17 protein-coding genes are annotated in these 16,845 nt (G+C 48.8%); all 17 read left to right on the forward strand.

From position 1 onward, the window contains the following. Positions 1-87: 87 nt before the first annotated feature. The 17 genes from ABTV53_RS05615 (at position 88) to ABTV53_RS05695 (ending at position 16,816) form a co-directional block, all read left to right on the forward strand. The gene (locus tag ABTV53_RS05615; protein WP_433751517.1) at positions 88-288 is read left to right on the forward strand and encodes a hypothetical protein; all 201 of its coding nucleotides are present in this window, start codon (positions 88-90) and stop codon (positions 286-288) included. Beyond that, entirely contained in the window at positions 288-1,751 is a 1,464-nt protein-coding gene (locus tag ABTV53_RS05620) for a phage tail sheath subtilisin-like domain-containing protein (RefSeq protein WP_433751519.1), read from the forward strand. Before ABTV53_RS05615 ends, ABTV53_RS05620 begins: the two co-directional genes overlap by 1 nt. A 222-nt stretch (positions 1,752-1,973) precedes the next feature. Next, positions 1,974-2,381 (forward strand): phage tail tube protein, encoded by a 408-nt coding sequence (locus tag ABTV53_RS05625; protein ID WP_105600731.1) that lies wholly within the window; start codon positions 1,974-1,976, stop codon positions 2,379-2,381. Between the two features lie 293 nt (positions 2,382-2,674). Continuing rightward, complete coding sequence (locus ABTV53_RS05630) at positions 2,675-3,109, forward strand: phage tail assembly chaperone (protein ID WP_017690174.1); 435 nt, start codon at positions 2,675-2,677, stop codon at positions 3,107-3,109. 182 nt (positions 3,110-3,291) lie between these two features. Continuing rightward, a complete protein-coding gene (locus ABTV53_RS05635; protein WP_433751520.1) occupies positions 3,292-4,971 on the forward strand; it encodes a hypothetical protein in 1,680 nt (559 codons plus the stop codon). 56 nt (positions 4,972-5,027) lie between these two features. Beyond that, a complete protein-coding gene (locus ABTV53_RS05640) occupies positions 5,028-5,660 on the forward strand; it encodes a LysM peptidoglycan-binding domain-containing protein (RefSeq protein WP_433754080.1) in 633 nt (210 codons plus the stop codon). Then, positions 5,657-6,643: an XkdQ/YqbQ family protein gene (locus tag ABTV53_RS05645; protein ID WP_433751522.1), complete on the forward strand. Its 987-nt coding sequence runs from the start codon at positions 5,657-5,659 to the stop codon at positions 6,641-6,643. Before ABTV53_RS05640 ends, ABTV53_RS05645 begins: the two co-directional genes overlap by 4 nt. Continuing rightward, positions 6,636-7,046, forward strand: coding sequence for a hypothetical protein (locus ABTV53_RS05650; protein ID WP_421887400.1), 411 nt, complete (start codon positions 6,636-6,638; stop codon positions 7,044-7,046). The genes ABTV53_RS05645 and ABTV53_RS05650 overlap by 8 nt, the downstream gene beginning before the upstream one ends. After that, positions 7,039-7,494, forward strand: a complete 456-nt coding sequence (locus ABTV53_RS05655; protein WP_249911564.1) for a DUF2634 domain-containing protein — start codon at positions 7,039-7,041, stop codon at positions 7,492-7,494. Before ABTV53_RS05650 ends, ABTV53_RS05655 begins: the two co-directional genes overlap by 8 nt. A 4-nt stretch (positions 7,495-7,498) precedes the next feature. Further along, entirely contained in the window at positions 7,499-8,638 is a 1,140-nt protein-coding gene (locus ABTV53_RS05660; RefSeq protein ID WP_433751524.1) for a baseplate J/gp47 family protein, read from the forward strand. Continuing rightward, complete coding sequence (locus tag ABTV53_RS05665; protein WP_433751525.1) at positions 8,631-8,897, forward strand: hypothetical protein; 267 nt, start codon at positions 8,631-8,633, stop codon at positions 8,895-8,897. The genes ABTV53_RS05660 and ABTV53_RS05665 overlap by 8 nt, the downstream gene beginning before the upstream one ends. Continuing rightward, entirely contained in the window at positions 8,857-9,447 is a 591-nt protein-coding gene (locus tag ABTV53_RS05670) for a YmfQ family protein (RefSeq protein WP_433751527.1), read from the forward strand. The genes ABTV53_RS05665 and ABTV53_RS05670 overlap by 41 nt, the downstream gene beginning before the upstream one ends. Continuing rightward, complete coding sequence (locus ABTV53_RS05675) at positions 9,447-10,562, forward strand: tail fiber protein (RefSeq protein WP_433751528.1); 1,116 nt, start codon at positions 9,447-9,449, stop codon at positions 10,560-10,562. The genes ABTV53_RS05670 and ABTV53_RS05675 overlap by 1 nt, the downstream gene beginning before the upstream one ends. 588 nt (positions 10,563-11,150) lie before the next feature. Beyond that, on the forward strand, positions 11,151-11,651 hold the full coding sequence (locus ABTV53_RS05680) for a phage holin family protein (protein WP_433751530.1): 501 nt from the start codon (positions 11,151-11,153) through the stop codon (positions 11,649-11,651). 420 nt (positions 11,652-12,071) lie between these two features. Next, positions 12,072-13,001, forward strand: coding sequence for a glycoside hydrolase family 25 protein (locus ABTV53_RS05685; RefSeq protein ID WP_433751532.1), 930 nt, complete (start codon positions 12,072-12,074; stop codon positions 12,999-13,001). Positions 13,002-13,944: 943 nt separating this feature from the next. Beyond that, positions 13,945-15,594 carry an ABC transporter substrate-binding protein gene (locus ABTV53_RS05690; protein WP_433754082.1) on the forward strand — a complete coding sequence of 550 codons (1,650 nt, stop codon included), beginning with the start codon at positions 13,945-13,947 and terminating at the stop codon, positions 15,592-15,594. A gap of 217 nt (positions 15,595-15,811) precedes the next feature. Next, positions 15,812-16,816: an ABC transporter permease gene (locus ABTV53_RS05695; protein WP_076209595.1), complete on the forward strand. Its 1,005-nt coding sequence runs from the start codon at positions 15,812-15,814 to the stop codon at positions 16,814-16,816. Positions 16,817-16,845: the final 29 nt, after the last annotated feature.

Below are 16,845 nucleotides of genomic sequence, written 5' to 3' on the forward strand. Positions count from 1 at the left end.
CATAGGATCGAAAATTCATAGGTCAAGCTTAAAGATTAATGTTCATGTTCACGAAATTAGTATTCCAACAAATGAGGTGAGATGGCAATGGCGAGCTCAGTGAAGAAAAGCAAACAGACAGCTCCGCGGTATACACGGGCAGAACTGATGAATCATGCAGAAGCCCTCTTTGCCGTTAAGGCAGAGGTGCTGTACGGTGCGCTGTACGAAACGGCGCAAGAGACGTTTTCCATTGAAGAAACGCAAGAACGAATTAACCAATTTATGAAAGCGAAGGTGAAGGGATAATGGCAGGTGGAACTTGGGAGCAAACAAATCGTCCGGTCCTTCCGGGCTTATATATGAATTTTCAGGCGGCAGCATCCTCAGCCATTCAAGCGGGTACACGGGGAACAGTCGTTGTGCCGATCAAGGCCAACTGGGGTCCTGTAGGGACTTTTGTTGAAGTAGGGGGCGAAGCGGCGATTGAACGTATCTATGCGGCGAATGTGCTGGATAACGGTACGGCGTATACGTCCTTGAAGCTCGCCCTGTTGGGTGGGCCGAAGAAGTTGCTCGCTTATCGGGTAGCAAGTGCTGCGGCCAAAGCAGCTACGCTTACCTTGAAGGACAGCAGTGATGCCAATGTGCTGCAACTGGATGCGAAATATCCGGGGGATCGTGCGAATGGATTCTACGTCACTATCCAGCCAGGTGTGATTGATAATACGAAACATGAAGTACGCCTTTTTGAAGGTAACCGGATGTTGTATGCACTCCTGACAGCGGACATTTCAGCAGCTTCTCTGGCCAAAGAGATTAACGCGGATGAACGAAACGTCTGGGTGACGGCGCAGGCGATTGGCGATGGTGCAGGTGTGGTTACATCTGTTGCGGGTGCGGCATTCAAAGGCGGCGTAAGTGGCAACGATGACCTGACTAATGCAGAATACATTGCTGTTCAAGGTGCGCTGGAAGGGGAGCAATTCGACGTTTTGGCTTTGGATCAGGCGGCGGATGCACCTCTGCTTGCGAGTTTTGCGGCATGGGTGAAACGTGTGCGTAGTGAAGGTAACCCGGTGGTGGCTGTGTTTGGCGGTTCCGCAGCAGACGATACTTCTGCTACAGCAGCACAAAAAGCAGCAGCACGTTCGCTTGCGCTCAACCATGAAGGTGTGATTAACGTCGGTACAGGCGTTCGCCTTGGAGATGCATTCTACAGTTCGGCAGAAACGTCTGCTTATGTCGCCGGACTAATCGCTGGACAACGTTTGAACCAATCCACAACCTATGCAGCTACGCCGTTTGATGATGTGACACGTCGCTGGACGCGTACTGAACAGGAGCAGGCAGTGCAGAATGGCGTATTTATTTTCTTCCATGATGGACGTCAGGTGAAAGCCCTTCGCGGTGTAAACACACTGGTAACGCCAGCGGCTGGACAGAATAATGCGTGGAAAAAAATCCGTTCCATTCGTGTGTTGGATGCGATTAATACGGATCTGCAACGTTCCGCGGAAGATACGTATATCGGTAAAGTGAACAATACCGAAGAGGGTCGTCAGGCACTGATTAGTGCCATGAAGGCCTATTTGGCGCTGCTTGCACAGAGCAATGTGATTGAAGCTGACGGTTATGATGTCATTCTTGATCCGGCGTATTATGGCACTGCACCAGTTCTCAAACCGGAAGCGGATCAAGTGTTCCTGCAATGGAATGTGAAGCTGACGGATGTGATGGAGCAGTTGTTTGGTACATTTTACGTGCAATAAGGTTTCTAGAATAATTACTATATGTTGAACTGATGGTTTACACGATAACGGAGAGGGCAGAAAAAATCTGAAGAAGCGAAGCGCTCGCCTTTATCACCGGATTTTCCCTTTTTGAAAAGGAATCAAAAAAATCTGGGGATAACAGCGATCGGAAGATTGTTCTGACTGCGGAGTTATACCGTGTAATATTGATTAGTTCAACCAACCCAAGGAGGAAAATATATGTTGGATGCGTCAAGAGTAATTCTCGGTACCCATGGTCAGCTGCATATCGATGGTGTGTGGCAGACAAACATTAACAAGCTGGAAGCGAGTGTGGAGATTGAAAAGCGTGAGCTGAATCTGGTCGGTAACGACTGGAAAGTGCATAAAAATGGCGCGAAAAAAGGAACAGGTACCATGACGGGCTACAAGGTCACTTCCGATATGATCCTGCGCGGCTTCACGAAATTCGAAATTATCTCGAAGCTGAACGACCCTGAATCTTATGGACATGAGAGTGTATTGCTGAAAGGTTGCATGGTGGACAAAATCCAGCTTGCCAACTGGACAGCGGGGGAGGAAGTACCGGAGGAAACGGGCTTTACGTTTGAAGGATTTGAGTTGCTGAATCCGATTGTGGCGAACTAAAAAGGACATTAATGGAGGCCGAGATGATCTCGGTCTCTTTGTTGTCTACTTAAAGCAAATTTAGTATCTACACGATAACGGAAAGGACAGAAATAACGTGAAGAAGCGGAGCGTTCGCCTAAAAGCTTTCTGAAAGAAAGCTGCATCGGAAGCATAGGCTATCCCCGGATTTTCCCTTGAAGAGGGGAATCAAAAAATCTGGGGATAACAGCGATCGGAAGGTTATTCTGTCATCGGAGTGGCTAGTGTAACATTATGATTGCCAAATGTGAACAAGAAGGAGATAACGCCCAATGAGTATGAATGAAAATATGTCCGAAGAACAGATTTTGGATCAGTTGTTTGAGGCAGCAGAACGTTTGCCAGAGGAGAATGTGCGCATTCAGCGTCTGGATCTGCTGTTGACCTTGCGTGGACTGACGTCCTCCAAAGTGGATCACATTCGCGAACGCTGTACGATTCGTAAAACGACCAAAGGCCGCACCGAGGAAAAGGTGGACACCGAAACATTTAACGCGCTGCTCATTTCTGAAGCAACCGTGAAATTAAAAGTCCGCAGCCTGGAATTGTCAGGCTGGGGTGACACACGCATTACCGGCCGCATGAAGTTGTCCGGTGGCGAACAGGCAGTACGTCGTATGCTGCTGGCTGGTGAATTGGATGCCGTAGGTGATAAAGTGCTGGAACTGTCCGGCTTTGGTGTGGAGATTGAAGACCTAAAAAACTGATTCACTCCGGCGGGATGACCACGTTCCTGTATCACATGTGGGTACGTCATCATCTCCGGCCCGGAGAGTTCTGGTCTTTGCCACGCGGGGAACGCTCGCTGTTGATTGCGTTCTCGGAAGAGGAAATGTCAGCGATAACCTCGCAAATGAATCGATAACGAAATAGGGCAGGAGGTGAAAAAATGGCAGAAATGATTGTAGGTTTGTCTAAATCCAATACGGAAATGCGGACAACCCTTCGATACCTGGATCAGATCCAACGCTCAACCGAACGTCTGGGCAGAGTTCGTTATCAGAGTCTGATCAAGGTGAACAATGAGCTGAGAACCACTGGACGCAGATTGGAAAGTATATATAGTACCGCTGTACGCTTGAGTCGATTGAGAATCACACCGGCGGTTGATTTGGTTGACCGTGCTACTCCAGTATTAAATGGTTTGTTGAGAAAAATGAAACAACTCCGTTCCAAGATGTTGAATGCCACAGCTAGTGTACAACTCAAAGTCAGTCACCAGATTTCAGGTGTATCCGTTAATGTGAATTCACAGCCACTAATCGATGCTCTGAATACAAATACCCAATCGATTCATATGCTTAGTACCAAGCTAGACTCCATTAATATTGGAACGGCAGCAGGAGGAAAAGAGGAGAAACCGAAAACTTTTTTGCAGAAGATGAAAGGTATGTTTGATCGTGGGAAATCAATCTCATCTGGTGTGGGGAAAGTCTTTGATGCAAGAAATAGTGGGAAGAAGCTATGGAAAGAAATCACAACACCTGCCACACCGGGGAATAAATTGAAAAAGGCGTTCAAGGTCACAAAACGTGGGGCAAAGTTTGTGAATGATTTCTCGTCCGCAGGGTCCGATTTGATCGGTGGATTCGACGGATTGTGGGGCGATGTAAAAGGTCTCTTTGGTGGAGGTGGAAGCGGAAGTGGGGCAGGAGGCAGTGGTGGGTCTGGCATCATAAGCAAGCTTGGTGGCAACCTCGTTAAAGGAGCGGGAAAATTGTTCGCACCACTCCGTATGTATAACAATATTAAAGAACTTGCAAGCGCCCCACCTGAGGATCGTGCTCGTGCGATCGGTTCTGTTGCTGGTAATGCAGTAGGGACTACGATTGGTGGTATTCTTGGCAGTGTGATTCCGATTCCGGTAGTTGGGAACATGCTGGGCGGTTCAATAGGCGGTTGGCTGGGTGAAAAGGCAGGCGGTTGGCTGGGTGACAAGGTAGGCGGATTCCTAAAAAACAACGCGGAAGACATCTCAAAAGTAGCAAAATTTGCTTCTGAGGGAGCGAGTTACGTGGCGGAGAAAACGACGAATTTGTTCAATGGGGTTGCAGGTTTTTTTGGTTTCGGTTCTAAAAAGGAAGAGCAGACCGCCCCAGCCGCAGCGGTCATAACGTCACCCTCAACACCTGTAGCAACGCAGACGCCACCCCCTCCACCGATAGCACCTCAGATGCCGCCTCCATACAGGCCGGCAGTTCTATCGATCACCGGTCCAGAAGCCTACATGAACAATCGATTTGGTTCACCGACGGCTGCGGCTCTTATGGGAACAAGTGTGATGCAATCCCAAGCGGTAGCAATGAATAACGCGAGTCAACCCAATGTGAAAGCTTCGCCGCTCACAGTGCGTATTTCCGAAGAACAGATGAGCAGTCTGGCAGGTTACCTTAAGGATTTCAAAACGGAAACGACGAACCAGATTGCTGTGAATATTGCACCGGGTACGGTACAAGTGACCGTTCGGGAGAACGCTATTGATTATGACGCAGTTTCTCATCAGGTGGGGCAACGGATCTCTGATGAGTTCCGCCGCGCGATGCAAAATCGCAAAACGATTATGGCCTAAGCAGAAAGGAGGCCGCAGCTATGTCTGTACTTGAAGATAAAGTTGGTCCTAACAAAATGTCATTTACATTGAAGGACGGCAATACTCGATTTCAATTCCCAGTGAACCCTGAAGAAGTTAATATTTCCAGGTCTAAGGGATATGAAACGGTCAATATGTTGGAGCATGGCGAGTTTGATTTTGCGCAGGGGGAGAAGGTGAAGGAGATCACCTTCTCTTCTTTTTTTCCCAAAAGATTTGATCCGTCCTATTGCATGGATGAAAAATCTTTTCTAGATCCACGTGTGGCGATGAATGTGCTGAACACGTTTCTGATCTCCAAAAAGCCGCTACGTTTCATCATCTCTGAAACTGGAGTGAACGTGCCTATTTTTATTGTTTCGCTGAATTCGAGCTTTCGTGGGGGGGAGACAGGGGATATTTATTTCGACCTGACCCTGCGCACATGGCGGGATTCCAAGGTGGAGAAGGTGGGCTCAGCAGCATCCGGGAGCAAGTCAGGTTCTCGTACGGATTTGAAAAAGTCTAGCAAGACCTACACCGTCAAATCCGGCGATTCCCTGTCCAAAATAGCAAAGCTTGAGCTCGGTAGCAGTTCCAAATGGAACGAGATTTACAAGCTCAACAAGAAGATCATCGGCACTGATCCGAACCGGATCAAGCCGGGGCAAAAGCTGGTGATGCCATGACCTACAAGGTCATTGTCGACGACAAATATGACATCACCAAGCTGGTGGAGACGATTACGCTGAAGGACTCACTCGACCAGATTGCGTATCAGGCCAACATCCGGCTGGCGGTGTCTGCATCTTCGGGTCTGCCTTCGATCTCACCGGGTATGGCGGTGCGGATTAGCGGGGTTCCTTTTGGCGAAAAATCCATGGTTCACTTGCTGCATCCTGCGGTAATTTGGGAGGTGGAAAGCTCGAACAGCGGCACCAAGCGGCTGTCTCTCACGGTGTACGACCGGATGATTTATCTGGAAAAATCGGAGGACGAGTTCCTGCTTCCGAAGGATCAGACGGCTACGCAACGACTTAAAACCTACGCCAAAGAGTGGAAGATTCCATACGCTACATTGCCGGAAACCAAGACAAAGCTGGGCAAAGCCGTGTATCGGTCACAGACGATCTTTTCGATGATGTTTGCCGATTTGAAAGAAACGGCGAAGTCCGGCGGGGAAATGTACCATCCACGGATGACACCCGGCGGGTTGCAACTTTTCCAGGTCGGCAGTAATGCGAAGGTACATGAACTGGATCGACTAATTGATCTGACCCAGATGCGTACGCTTGAAGGAGCGGTCACCAAAGTTAAAGTTATGGCAGCTTCGGAGTCTACGAGTGGTAAAGAGGTCCCTTCCAAAGTGCTCGCGATAGAGCAAAATGGTGTGGAAGAACTGGGCACATTACAAAAGCTGATCGAGGACGATCAGGTAAAAACGGCAACCGCCGCGAAAAAACTGGCGAAAAGTCATCTGACGGGTATTCAGGAGACCTTTACGATCTCCGCACCTGATATCAATACAATTCGTGCTGGGGACGCGGTGTTGTTAAAAGGGCTGAAGCTAATCGTCATGTCGGTCAGCCGTGATCTGTCTGCCGGACCTGGAACGATGACGTTGGAACTGGGGACGGCTGAGCTGGTGAAAAGGAGGGTTTACCTTGAATAAAGATGATCCGTATGGGCATTTTGCCGACGTCATGCGGGGTGCGATGAGTACTCATTCCCGTCAGGCTGTGAGCGGCATGGGCGCGGTATTGGGTACGATGACCTCATCCGGCGTGAAGCTGGATGATTTCAAGCACGAAGTGCAGGATTATCTCGTGGCCGAGTTGCCGGGCACGCTAGGACTGCCGGAGCGCGAGGCTGCTGGCGCGATCTCCGGTATATCTGACGTGGCAAACGGCGGAACGACGGGCACGGGACGGTTTCTTTTGCAAGAAGAGGAAGTGGAAGAAGCGGTGTGGTCTCTTGGTAAAGGATTAAAAGCGGGAGATCGCGTGCTGGCGATGCGGGTGAATGGCGGCAACGACATTGTGGTGCTGTGTAAGGTGGTGAGTGCGCATGCCTAGTTTGTTCCCGGAAACGGGTGTGGTCTGGGGAGATGAGGAGGATCTGTCGGGGGCGGCTTCGGAAGAGGTGCGCTTTGGGCGGAGCTGGCGATTCGATTACGATGCAGGAGATTTTGTGCTGACCCCAAGTGGTAAAGTTGCTGCGGCTGGTGGGCATGAAGCCTGGGTGCAATGGTGCATCAAGGCAGTCAAAACGCCGCGGTACAGACATGTGATCTATTCTCGGAACTATGGTTCGGAGCTGGAGGATCTGGTGGGGCAGGGTGACAGTCGTGGTGTTATGGAAAGTGAGATTACCCGGATGGTGACGGAGACGTTGCTGGCTGATCCACGCACGGATTCGGTAGACCAGTTTACGTTCGATTGGAATCGGGAGCAGTGCATGTTCTCGTGCCGGGTGGCGAGTGTGCAGGAAGAGATGTTTATTCTGGAAAGTGAGGTGATCTGACGGGATGGCTGAGATTCCGCGTTATTTGGAGGACCAGACGGAGGAACAGATTATGCAGCGCATGCTGGATCGTCTGCCCGCGGATCTGGATAAATCGGAGGGTTCGTTCCTGTGGGATGCGGAAGCTCCGGTAGCATTTATGCTGTCTGAGGCGGCTTTGTGGGCGCAGGAATTACTGCGGCGGGGGTTTGCAAGTACGGCTGCGAGCAGTGATCCGAATTTTCGTTCGGAAGAGCTGGATCTGCGGGCGGGAGAGCACGGCATCACACGGCGAGCTGCTGTGTCGGCTCAGGGTGCTGTGAGGTTCACGGGTACGCCTGGGAAAGTGGTGCCTGCAGGAACGGTCGTGGCTACGCTCGCGGATGAAGTATCTGCTGAAGCTTCGCTCGAATATGAGACGGTGGGCCGTGTGGAGCTGGATGCAGAGGGCTCCGGTGTGGTAGGCGTGCGAGCGCTTGTCTCTGGAAAAGAGAGCAATGTGCCTGCGGGCACGGTAACTGTGCTGTCTACACCTGTAAGTGGCGTGACTTCTGTCACGAACGTTGATGTGATCAAAGGCGGTGCAGATATTGAGGCAGATACAGCGCTACTGGAACGTTTTTATGCCAAAGTCCGCAATCAAGGAACCAGTGGCAACAAGTCGCAATATGTGCAATGGGCAAGTGAAGTGCCAGGTGTTGGTGCAACGCGTGTGATTTCGTTATGGCAGGGACCAGGCACGGTGGGATTGTATCTGCTGGATACGGACAAACGTGCTGCGGGTACCGATCTGGTAGCGGCCGTGCAGAAGTACGTTGACCCCACGCAGGATGGACAGGGTGAAGGCGTTGCACCGGCTGGGCCAGTGGTGTCCGTAATGCCAGCCGAGGAAGTGCCGATGAACATTCAGGTGAAGCTGACGCTAGCAAGTGATGCGACACTGGCCGATGTACGGGCATTGATCGAACGCGGGGTGACCACGTATTTGAAGCAGCTCGCTTTTGCCGATCCGCTCGTACGCTACACCCGTATTGCCGCGATCTTGCTGGATATTCCGCCCATTATCGATTATTCGGAGCTGACCGTGAACGGTGTGAGCGACCAGAATATCGAGATGACCGCGAGTCAGGTGGCCGTGCTGGGGACGGTGGAAGTTCATGAGTAGTGTTGGGCAGATGGTTGATCAGGATGTAATTGGGGAGTGCGGCGATGAAGGTAGTAGGGGACATCGGGAATGTTCGGACTATGCGGCATTCGGTTCAGCTGGAAATGAAGAGAGTAGCGGGCAGGAAGAGTGCTTGGGTCGTGCGGTGCGCCGCTCGGGAGCGCAGCATTTGAGCGAAGCTGTATACGTTGATGTGAAAGGAAAGGAGGATGCTGGTCATGAGTGCTCCTTCTACTGTAGATGCTGGACTGACGAGTGAGAAAGGGCGGGAGCTGTTCTCGTATTTGCCCAGGTATTATGAGACTTCGCGCGTTATGCAGGCGGATATGCAGGCCAAAGACATCGAGATGGATCTGCTGTACCAGGCGCTGGATGAGACGTTGGAGCAATTTTTTGTCCTTACAGCGACGTGGGGGCTGGACTTCTGGGAGCAGGAGCTGGGTATTGAGACAGATCGTCTCAAACCTCTGGAGCAGCGGCGTGCGGTGGTGCAGTCGAAGCTGCGCGGTTCCGGGAAGTTTTCGGGAAGACTGGTTGCAAATGTTGCCGAGGCTTATGCCGGGGGCAAGGTGGATGTGACGTTTCAGCCGAGTGCGTGGAGTTTTACGGTGAGCTTTGTGGATACGATGGGCATTCCGCCAAATATCGATGATCTGAAACGGGCGATTGAAGAATTGAAACCGGCCCATATGGCCGTGGAATATGAGTATCGCTATCTGGTCTGGGATGATCTGGACAAGAAGCAGAAAACATGGGATGAACTCGACGCCGCGTCCTTGACGTGGAATGAACTGGAGGTGTGGGCGTAATGCCAAAAGAAACAGATCGACTAAAATTGCCTCTTCCCTTGGGGAACGAGAATGTAACCCGGGAGAGTATTAACGGGATTTTTGAGAAGATTGATGCAGGTGTGGCGACGCAAGCGGATTTGGATACGCTTCGTGAAGCGGTGAGTCAAATGGATATTCCCGATGCGTCTTTGACGCAGAAGGGGAAGGTACAGTTGTCGAGTAAGACGGATGGGACGTCTGAGACGTTGGCGGCGACGGAGAAGGCGGTTAGGGATGCGAGGGTGGCGGCTATTTCAACAGCGGCGACAGATGCCAAAATAAAGGCTGATTTAGCGCAGGAGACGGGTCAAATTGCTATCAACAACCATGCAAATTCAATTGCAGTTAATAGCGAACCTCATGGGATGCGAATTAGATCCGGAAAGTTGGAGTATTATGACGAATCTGTCTGGACGACTGTTTCAGCGGGTATTGATTTGAAAAAAAACTCTATTACTTACTATGTTAATGTGTCAACAGGTAATGATAGTAATGACGGTCTTTCTAATGCAAAAGCGTTTAAAACAATCAATAAGGCGTTGTCTGTAATTCCAGCCATCCTAGATAACAACATTACTATACAAGTAGGTGCAGGCACTTACATTGAGGATATCTCCATTAATTATAAATTAGGGAATGGGTCTATAGCCTTGGTAGGTCCCGCCGATGGATCAATTTCTATAATCTCAGGAACAGTTACAGTATCGAAATCAAAGTTATCCAATGTAGTGATAAATCGTTTCACAATAAACAATGCCAATGCTTCTTCCTCCTCAGTCTCAATAATGGTAGATCATGTAATGTCATTAATGATATATTCCTGCGTGATGACTTCATCCTCGTCTTCGGGGGTGTATTCTTCGGGGGTGTATTTATCTTCATCTAATGCCTTTATATCTGGTTGTACAATTTCCAACAAAAACATAGCCATTCGTTCAGGAATGCTTTCTTTAGTTGTTTCTCAGAACAATAACGGTAGCGGAAACTCTCTCGGGTTGCTTGCAACTGAGGGATCAAGCCTTATAAAAGTAGGGACGCAGCCATCTGCTAATACACCAGAGCAAACGACTATAGGGGGAATGATCAGGTCATGAGGAAAATAAAATTATTTGGTGATACGTTTGAAGTAAAACAAATCGAATCGTCAAAACAAGGAAAGAGTTATGGTAAGACGATCACACAGAGGTGTTCCATTCCGCGGAATCTCCAATTTTTTGCTGTTTGAAATTAATTGAGAGTAAGATTAACCTACACCAGACTTATTGGACGAAGCTAACCTCTTAAACCAACGGCCAACAGAGTCCAGAGTTCAGAAATGAGAACAGAGGTTGGACGAAGAGAGTTACAGGTGGTAGCTAAAATAAGACGTTTCTCACCAAACTAAAATGGTCAAAGACATATAGAAACACGGATTAGCTGTAGTTTTTTCACCATAAGGGCAACCCCCTACGTGAGATGGGAGGGGAGTCGTCAATAGACAGGTGTTGATATCCAAAGTGCAATTACAGGAACGATCTATGGGCTACCGGCAATTCCCAAGCTCTATTCCCGCTAATGGCTCTTCTAGAAATAATGTTTTCACCATTACATGATTCCTCCCTCGTAATCAGTCATGGGCTGAAGATCTAAGAAAGATTTGAGAAAAAAAGAGATTTTATTAATTTATAGTGGGAGGTGAAAATATGGAACGATGGGACACACTATGGAGATGGCTCCTTGCCCTAATAACCAGTTCAGTAACCTACTTCTTCGGAGGTTGGTCAGGCGTGCTGGGCGTGCTACTCGTGTTCGTCATCCTCGACTACCTAACCGGCATCGCCGCGGCGGGTATGAGTGGTAAGTTAGAGAGTAATGTTGGCATGTTCGGCATCGCACGAAAGGTATTTATATTTGCAATGGTATCGGTGGCTCATCTGGTGGACGGTGTTCTGGGAGACGGACATTTGTTCAGGGATGCGGTCGCCTTTTTTTATATCGCAAATGAGTTGTTGTCCATTATCGAAAACGGGGGTAAGTTGGGCGCACCCATTCCGCCAGTGATTCGGCAAGCCATTGAAGTGCTCAAGGGCAAAGGGGGAACCGGGGAACTGCCCGGCAACATCTCCCCAAGTGCCAAAGATTCTTTTTCACAGGCTGATCCGGACGACACAGAATCACCGACAACCAAAGATAACGTTAAGTAGCGATTAATATTGCGAGTGTATAGATATATTAATCGTTTGTTGATTAGTAAGAATGCAAATTAAACAAAACTAATCTGAATAATTAATGAGATATTATACATCTATACAGGTTGAACTTAACATTTTCACACAATAACGGAGAGGACAGAAAAAACGTGGAAAAGCGAAGCTAAAAGCTTTCTGAAAGAAAGCTACTTCGAAAGCATAACCTCGCCTTTATCCCCGGATTTTCCCTTTAGAAAAGGAAATAAAAAAATCTGGGGATAACAGCGATTGGAAGGTTATTCTGTCATCGGAGTGTCCGTGTGAACAAGGCTCAGTTCATTTCCAACACATCAAGGACACGCACACAAGCAACCCCCAACTCAACCGCATTAACTATATACAAACGGCATTTGCCGCATAAAGGGTGTGAGAAACATGCAAACAAGAAGTTCGGGCAACACACAGGGCATTGACGTCTCTCGATACCAGGGCAATATTGACTGGGCAAAGGTGAAGGCAAGTGGCATGACATTTGTATTCATCAAGGCGACTGAGGGACAGACATATACCGATCCCAATTACCAGAAAAATGTAACGGGTGCACTGGCGGCGGGTATGCTGGTTGGAACGTATCACTTCTTCCGCGCTACATCTACCGATGGTGCCAAGGCCGAAGCGGCACATTATGCCAATGCACTTAACAAAGTTGGAGGTGCCAAGGCGTTACAACTGCCACCCGTCATGGACTACGAGAACAACCCCGGCAACCTGAGCAAAGCGCAGATGAATACGGTAGCGAAAGCCTTTTTAACCGAATTACAACGTCTGACAGGTGTAAAACCGATCATATACACGGGCAATTCATTTGCCGGGAATTTTGATACATCACTCAGCTCATACGATCTGTGGATCGCACGTTACAGCAACACCCGTGTACCGGAAGACCAGCCGGCATGGAAGCGGTGGACGTTCTGGCAGTACACGGATTCGGGCAAGGTGAATGGCATTAGTGGCAACGTGGATATGAATGAATTCGAGGGAACAGCGGCACAGCTCAGAGCCAGATACGCAGCAGCTACCCCGAAACCGCCGGAACCAACCAACCCGAATCCACCAACCGAACCACCGAAAGGGGGCGAACCGATGACAGCCGAAGAGAAAGCAGCGTTTGATGCGCTCAAATCCCAAGTCGACAAACTGCAGGCGCGTCAGCAAATGGAAGTTCCAGTATGGGCAAAAGCAGCTGTGGATGCAGCGCTGGCATATGACACCAAAAATCCATTGTTCAGCATCGATAATGGGGCGAGTTATGATTTTTACCGTTTTATTACCGTGATGCATCGCAGAGGTTTGTTTAAAAAGTGAGCTGATTCTTAGCAAATTAAAATGTTGATCTTATCTGAATGTGGATGGAGTGGAGAAGGAACACAAGACGCTTTTTGTCGAACTGTGTTCCTTTTTTGTGCTTTGTGTAAGTAATATTAACGCATATAATAAAGTTGAAGACTTATGTCTGTAAATCTCTTGTCTAATTGATTAATGTGATGTAAAGTAAGTTACACGAAATTGTTTTTCACCACAGTGTATTTACACAATCCTCCGCATCATGACAAAACCATAACATATGAAGTTATTGTAATGTCTCCCTGTTGTAACAATCCAACATCTCAAGATGACTCGCTCATACGTTATACACATCCAATCTGCAAGAGATAACCACCCTAATAAACAACTCACACATTTAAACAACCTAGCCTATGTTGACTTTCTTTCGTCCGTATTGCAAACGATACCTAGTCCAGCTCCCACAATGCATACTCAAAACGACCCGCACCCGCTCAAGGGATAGGTTTGATTGCAGAGCCAGCAGCGTAGTATCCATATGCCCATCTGTATTTCTAAATCCACTGACTTGAACTTGGTCTTACCGGTCCGTAACCGTTTGCTATCACTTATTGACCTTAGTTCAAATAAATTGTAACAATCTCAATCAATTGCATAGAGTCATCTCACAAGGCACTTTGTTTTGTTGTATGTCTTCTTTCTCTATAAAAATAATCGTCCATATCCGTAATCCATGCGCAGGATGATCTGGCGTTTACTTATATCTATTATTCATCTTTCTCCCATACTTTTTTTAAGTTTCATATACATGCCTTACTTCTCCCGGAACTTTAATTCAGGTATCACAGGCACCTAAAGCCTTTCATTGATACAAGCAAGCACCGAACCAATGGCTATCATTGAAGTTTTTTCATGCCAGCATCACACACATTATGAGACAGGGAAGGGTGTTGTACGTATGCGAATGAGAAAGAAATGGATGTCCGGTTTTTTGACTCTGGCTTTGAGTACCGTCTTGGTGTTGTCAGGTTGCTCGAGCAATGAGGGGGCTGGGAATTCGCCTGCTCCGGCGGAAGGCAGCGAGCCACCAGCCGAAGTGACGGAAGCGCAGGATACGATGATCATGGGCCGCGGCGGGGATTCCGTAGCACTCGACCCGGCGATTGTAACTGATGGGGAGTCGCTGAAGATTGGACATCAGGTGTTTGATTCATTGCTGGATTACAAGGAAGGCGGAACAGAAGTCGTTCCCGGACTGGCAGAGAGCTGGGAGATTTCGGCGGATGGACTCAAGTATGTGTTTAAGCTGAAGTCCGGTGTGAAATTCCATGATGGTACGGACTTCAACGCTGAGGCTGTTGTGTTCAACTTCAACCGCTGGGGCGATTCGGCGAGTGAATATAAATTCGAGGGGGATTCCTTCGATTATTATGATTCCATGTTTGGACCAGAGGACGGACGTGTGATCAAGGAAGTGAAGGCGACGGATGAAACTACGGTGGAGTTCACATTGAACCAGCCACAAGCGCCTTTCCTGCAAAATATTGCAATGACGCCATTTGGCATTGCCAGTCCAACCGCGATTCAGGAGAAAAAAGAAAACTTCAAGAGCGAGCCTGTGGGCACCGGCCCATTTGTATTCAAAGAGTGGAAGCGTAACGACTCCATCACCCTGGAGAAAAACGCGGATTACTGGAAAGAAGGACTACCGAAACTGAACAAAGTGATCGTGCGTTCGATTCCGGATAATACGGCTCGCTTCAATGCCCTGCAAAACGGTGAGATTGATGTCATGGAAGACCTGAACCCGGACGATCTGTCCATCCTTGAAGGCAATAGCGAGTTGCAGAAGATTGAGCGTCCACCGTTCAACGTGGCTTATATCGGCTTTAACTTCAAGAAGAAACCATTTGATAATGTCAAAGTCAGACAAGCTCTCAACCATGCAGTGAACAAGCAGGCCCTTATTGATGCATTCTTTGCTGGACAGGCTCAGCCTGCTGTTAACCCGATGCCGCCAACGCTGTGGGGGTACAACGATACCATTGAGGATTACCCATATGATCTGGAAAAAGCAAAAGCTCTACTCGCCGAAGCTGGCTTCCCTGACGGTTTGCCTGATCCGGTAACCTTCTATGCCATGCCGGTATCCCGCCCGTATATGCCTGATGGCAAGAAAGTAGCGGAAGCGATCCAGGCTGATTTTGAGAAAATTGGCGTGACCACCAACATTGAATCTCCAGAATGGGCTACGTATCTGGATGATGCCAAAGCCGGTGAGAAAGACGATATCTACATGCTCGGCTGGACGGGGGACAACGGGGACCCGGATAACTTCCTGTACACCTTGCTGGACAAAGACGCCATTCCGGGTAATAACCGCAGCTTCTATGTCAACGAAGAGTTGCACACATTGCTGACGAGGGCACAGACAGAAACCGATCAAGACAAACGCGCGGAACTTTACAAACAGGCACAAGTCATTATCAAGGAAGACGCACCATGGATTCCTCTGGTACACACGACGCCAATTCTGGCAGGTAAAGCCAACCTGAAAGGTTTCGTTCCTTCTCCACTGGGCACCGAATCCTATGCCGGTGCTTATTTTGAGTAAGCTGTAAGTGAATTTTTATATCTGAGAATAACAGAGAGTGAAGCATCAATCTGAGGATGGAACTGCAGTCTAGCGATTAAGTGTAACTTCTTTCTTTCAAAGGCGCTGGTGAGACGCAATGCTTGGCAGAACCCACATCCGGACGTAACCATCCAAAGCATGCGTGTCTGCCAGCGCTTTTTATTTTGCACGATATGTCGAAGGCAGGTGAACAGGATTGAACAGCTATATTGTCAAACGTGTGCTTGTGTTGCTGCCCGTACTGCTGGGCATGACCCTGATTGTCTTTTCCATCATCCACGCCATTCCGGGTGACCCGGCCGAGACCATACTTGGGCAAAAGGCAACCGAACAATCCAAGCAGGCCCTTCGTGACCAGCTCGGTCTGGATAAACCCTGGTTCCAGCAATATTTTGCCTACTTGGGCGATTTGCTCAAAGGCGACCTGGGAACGTCCATCCGCACCAAGGTGCCTATTGCCCAGGAAATTGTGCCATATCTGACAGCAACCCTTGAATTAACGATGGCAAGTATGTTGTTTGCTGTCATTATTGGGGTGAATGCCGGGATTGTCAGTGCATGGAAGCACAACTCCTGGTTTGATTATTGCTGTATGGTCATTGCTCTAGTAGGTGTATCCATGCCGATCTTCTGGCTCGGCCTGATGGAACAATGGCTGTTTGCGAACAAGTTGCAGTGGCTGCCGTCCATTGGACGGATGAATGCACGTGATCCGGTGGAAGCCATTACGGGCTTGTATGTGCTGGATACGATGATTGCTGGACAATGGAATCAGTTGTGGACCGTAACGAAACATTTGTTGCTCCCGAGTATTGCGCTTGGTACGATCCCGATGGCTGTTATTGCCCGGATGACCCGTTCCAGCATGCTGGAAGTGATGAGTTCCGATTACATTCGTACTGCGAAGGCGAAGGGACTGGGGCCGTTTTTTGTTGTATATGGACATGCCCTCAAAAATGCGTTTATTCCCGTGCTTACGGTTATCGGCATCCAGACCGGGTCATTGCTCGGGGGTGCGGTGTTGACCGAAACGATCTTTGCCTGGCCTGGCGTGGGACGTTATATATATGAAGCGATTAGTTCACGGGACTATCCGGTGATCCAGAGTGGCATTCTGATCGTGGCATTCTTTTTCGTGGTCATCAACCTGATTGTGGACTTGCTCTACGCGGTGTTCGACCCTCGTATCAGTTATAAATAGCGAATTCATCATTCATTCATACCCAAGAA

Origin of the sequence: Paenibacillus amylolyticus, from assembly GCF_050990605.1 — a bacterium.
Taxonomy (GTDB): domain Bacteria; phylum Bacillota; class Bacilli; order Paenibacillales; family Paenibacillaceae; genus Paenibacillus; species Paenibacillus amylolyticus_H.

Excerpts from the sequence above, each read along its gene's own strand:
- ABTV53_RS05680 (WP_433751530.1), top strand. The coding sequence starts at position 11,151 with ATGGAACGATGGGACACACTATGGAGATGGCTCCTTGCCCTAATAACC.
- ABTV53_RS05620 (WP_433751519.1), top strand. The coding sequence starts at position 288 with ATGGCAGGTGGAACTTGGGAGCAAACAAATCGTCCGGTCCTTCCGGGC.
- ABTV53_RS05665 (WP_433751525.1), top strand. The coding sequence starts at position 8,631 with ATGAGTAGTGTTGGGCAGATGGTTGATCAGGATGTAATTGGGGAGTGC.
- ABTV53_RS05630 (WP_017690174.1), top strand. The coding sequence starts at position 2,675 with ATGAGTATGAATGAAAATATGTCCGAAGAACAGATTTTGGATCAGTTG.
- ABTV53_RS05655 (WP_249911564.1), top strand. The coding sequence starts at position 7,039 with ATGCCTAGTTTGTTCCCGGAAACGGGTGTGGTCTGGGGAGATGAGGAG.
- ABTV53_RS05635 (WP_433751520.1), top strand. The coding sequence starts at position 3,292 with ATGGCAGAAATGATTGTAGGTTTGTCTAAATCCAATACGGAAATGCGG.
- ABTV53_RS05640 (WP_433754080.1), top strand. The coding sequence starts at position 5,028 with ATGTCATTTACATTGAAGGACGGCAATACTCGATTTCAATTCCCAGTG.
- ABTV53_RS05645 (WP_433751522.1), top strand. The coding sequence starts at position 5,657 with ATGACCTACAAGGTCATTGTCGACGACAAATATGACATCACCAAGCTG.
- ABTV53_RS05615 (WP_433751517.1), top strand. The coding sequence starts at position 88 with ATGGCGAGCTCAGTGAAGAAAAGCAAACAGACAGCTCCGCGGTATACA.
- ABTV53_RS05660 (WP_433751524.1), top strand. The coding sequence starts at position 7,499 with ATGGCTGAGATTCCGCGTTATTTGGAGGACCAGACGGAGGAACAGATT.
- ABTV53_RS05675 (WP_433751528.1), top strand. The coding sequence starts at position 9,447 with ATGCCAAAAGAAACAGATCGACTAAAATTGCCTCTTCCCTTGGGGAAC.
- ABTV53_RS05685 (WP_433751532.1), top strand. The coding sequence starts at position 12,072 with ATGCAAACAAGAAGTTCGGGCAACACACAGGGCATTGACGTCTCTCGA.
- ABTV53_RS05670 (WP_433751527.1), top strand. The coding sequence starts at position 8,857 with ATGAGTGCTCCTTCTACTGTAGATGCTGGACTGACGAGTGAGAAAGGG.
- ABTV53_RS05690 (WP_433754082.1), top strand. The coding sequence starts at position 13,945 with ATGAGAAAGAAATGGATGTCCGGTTTTTTGACTCTGGCTTTGAGTACC.
- ABTV53_RS05625 (WP_105600731.1), top strand. The coding sequence starts at position 1,974 with ATGTTGGATGCGTCAAGAGTAATTCTCGGTACCCATGGTCAGCTGCAT.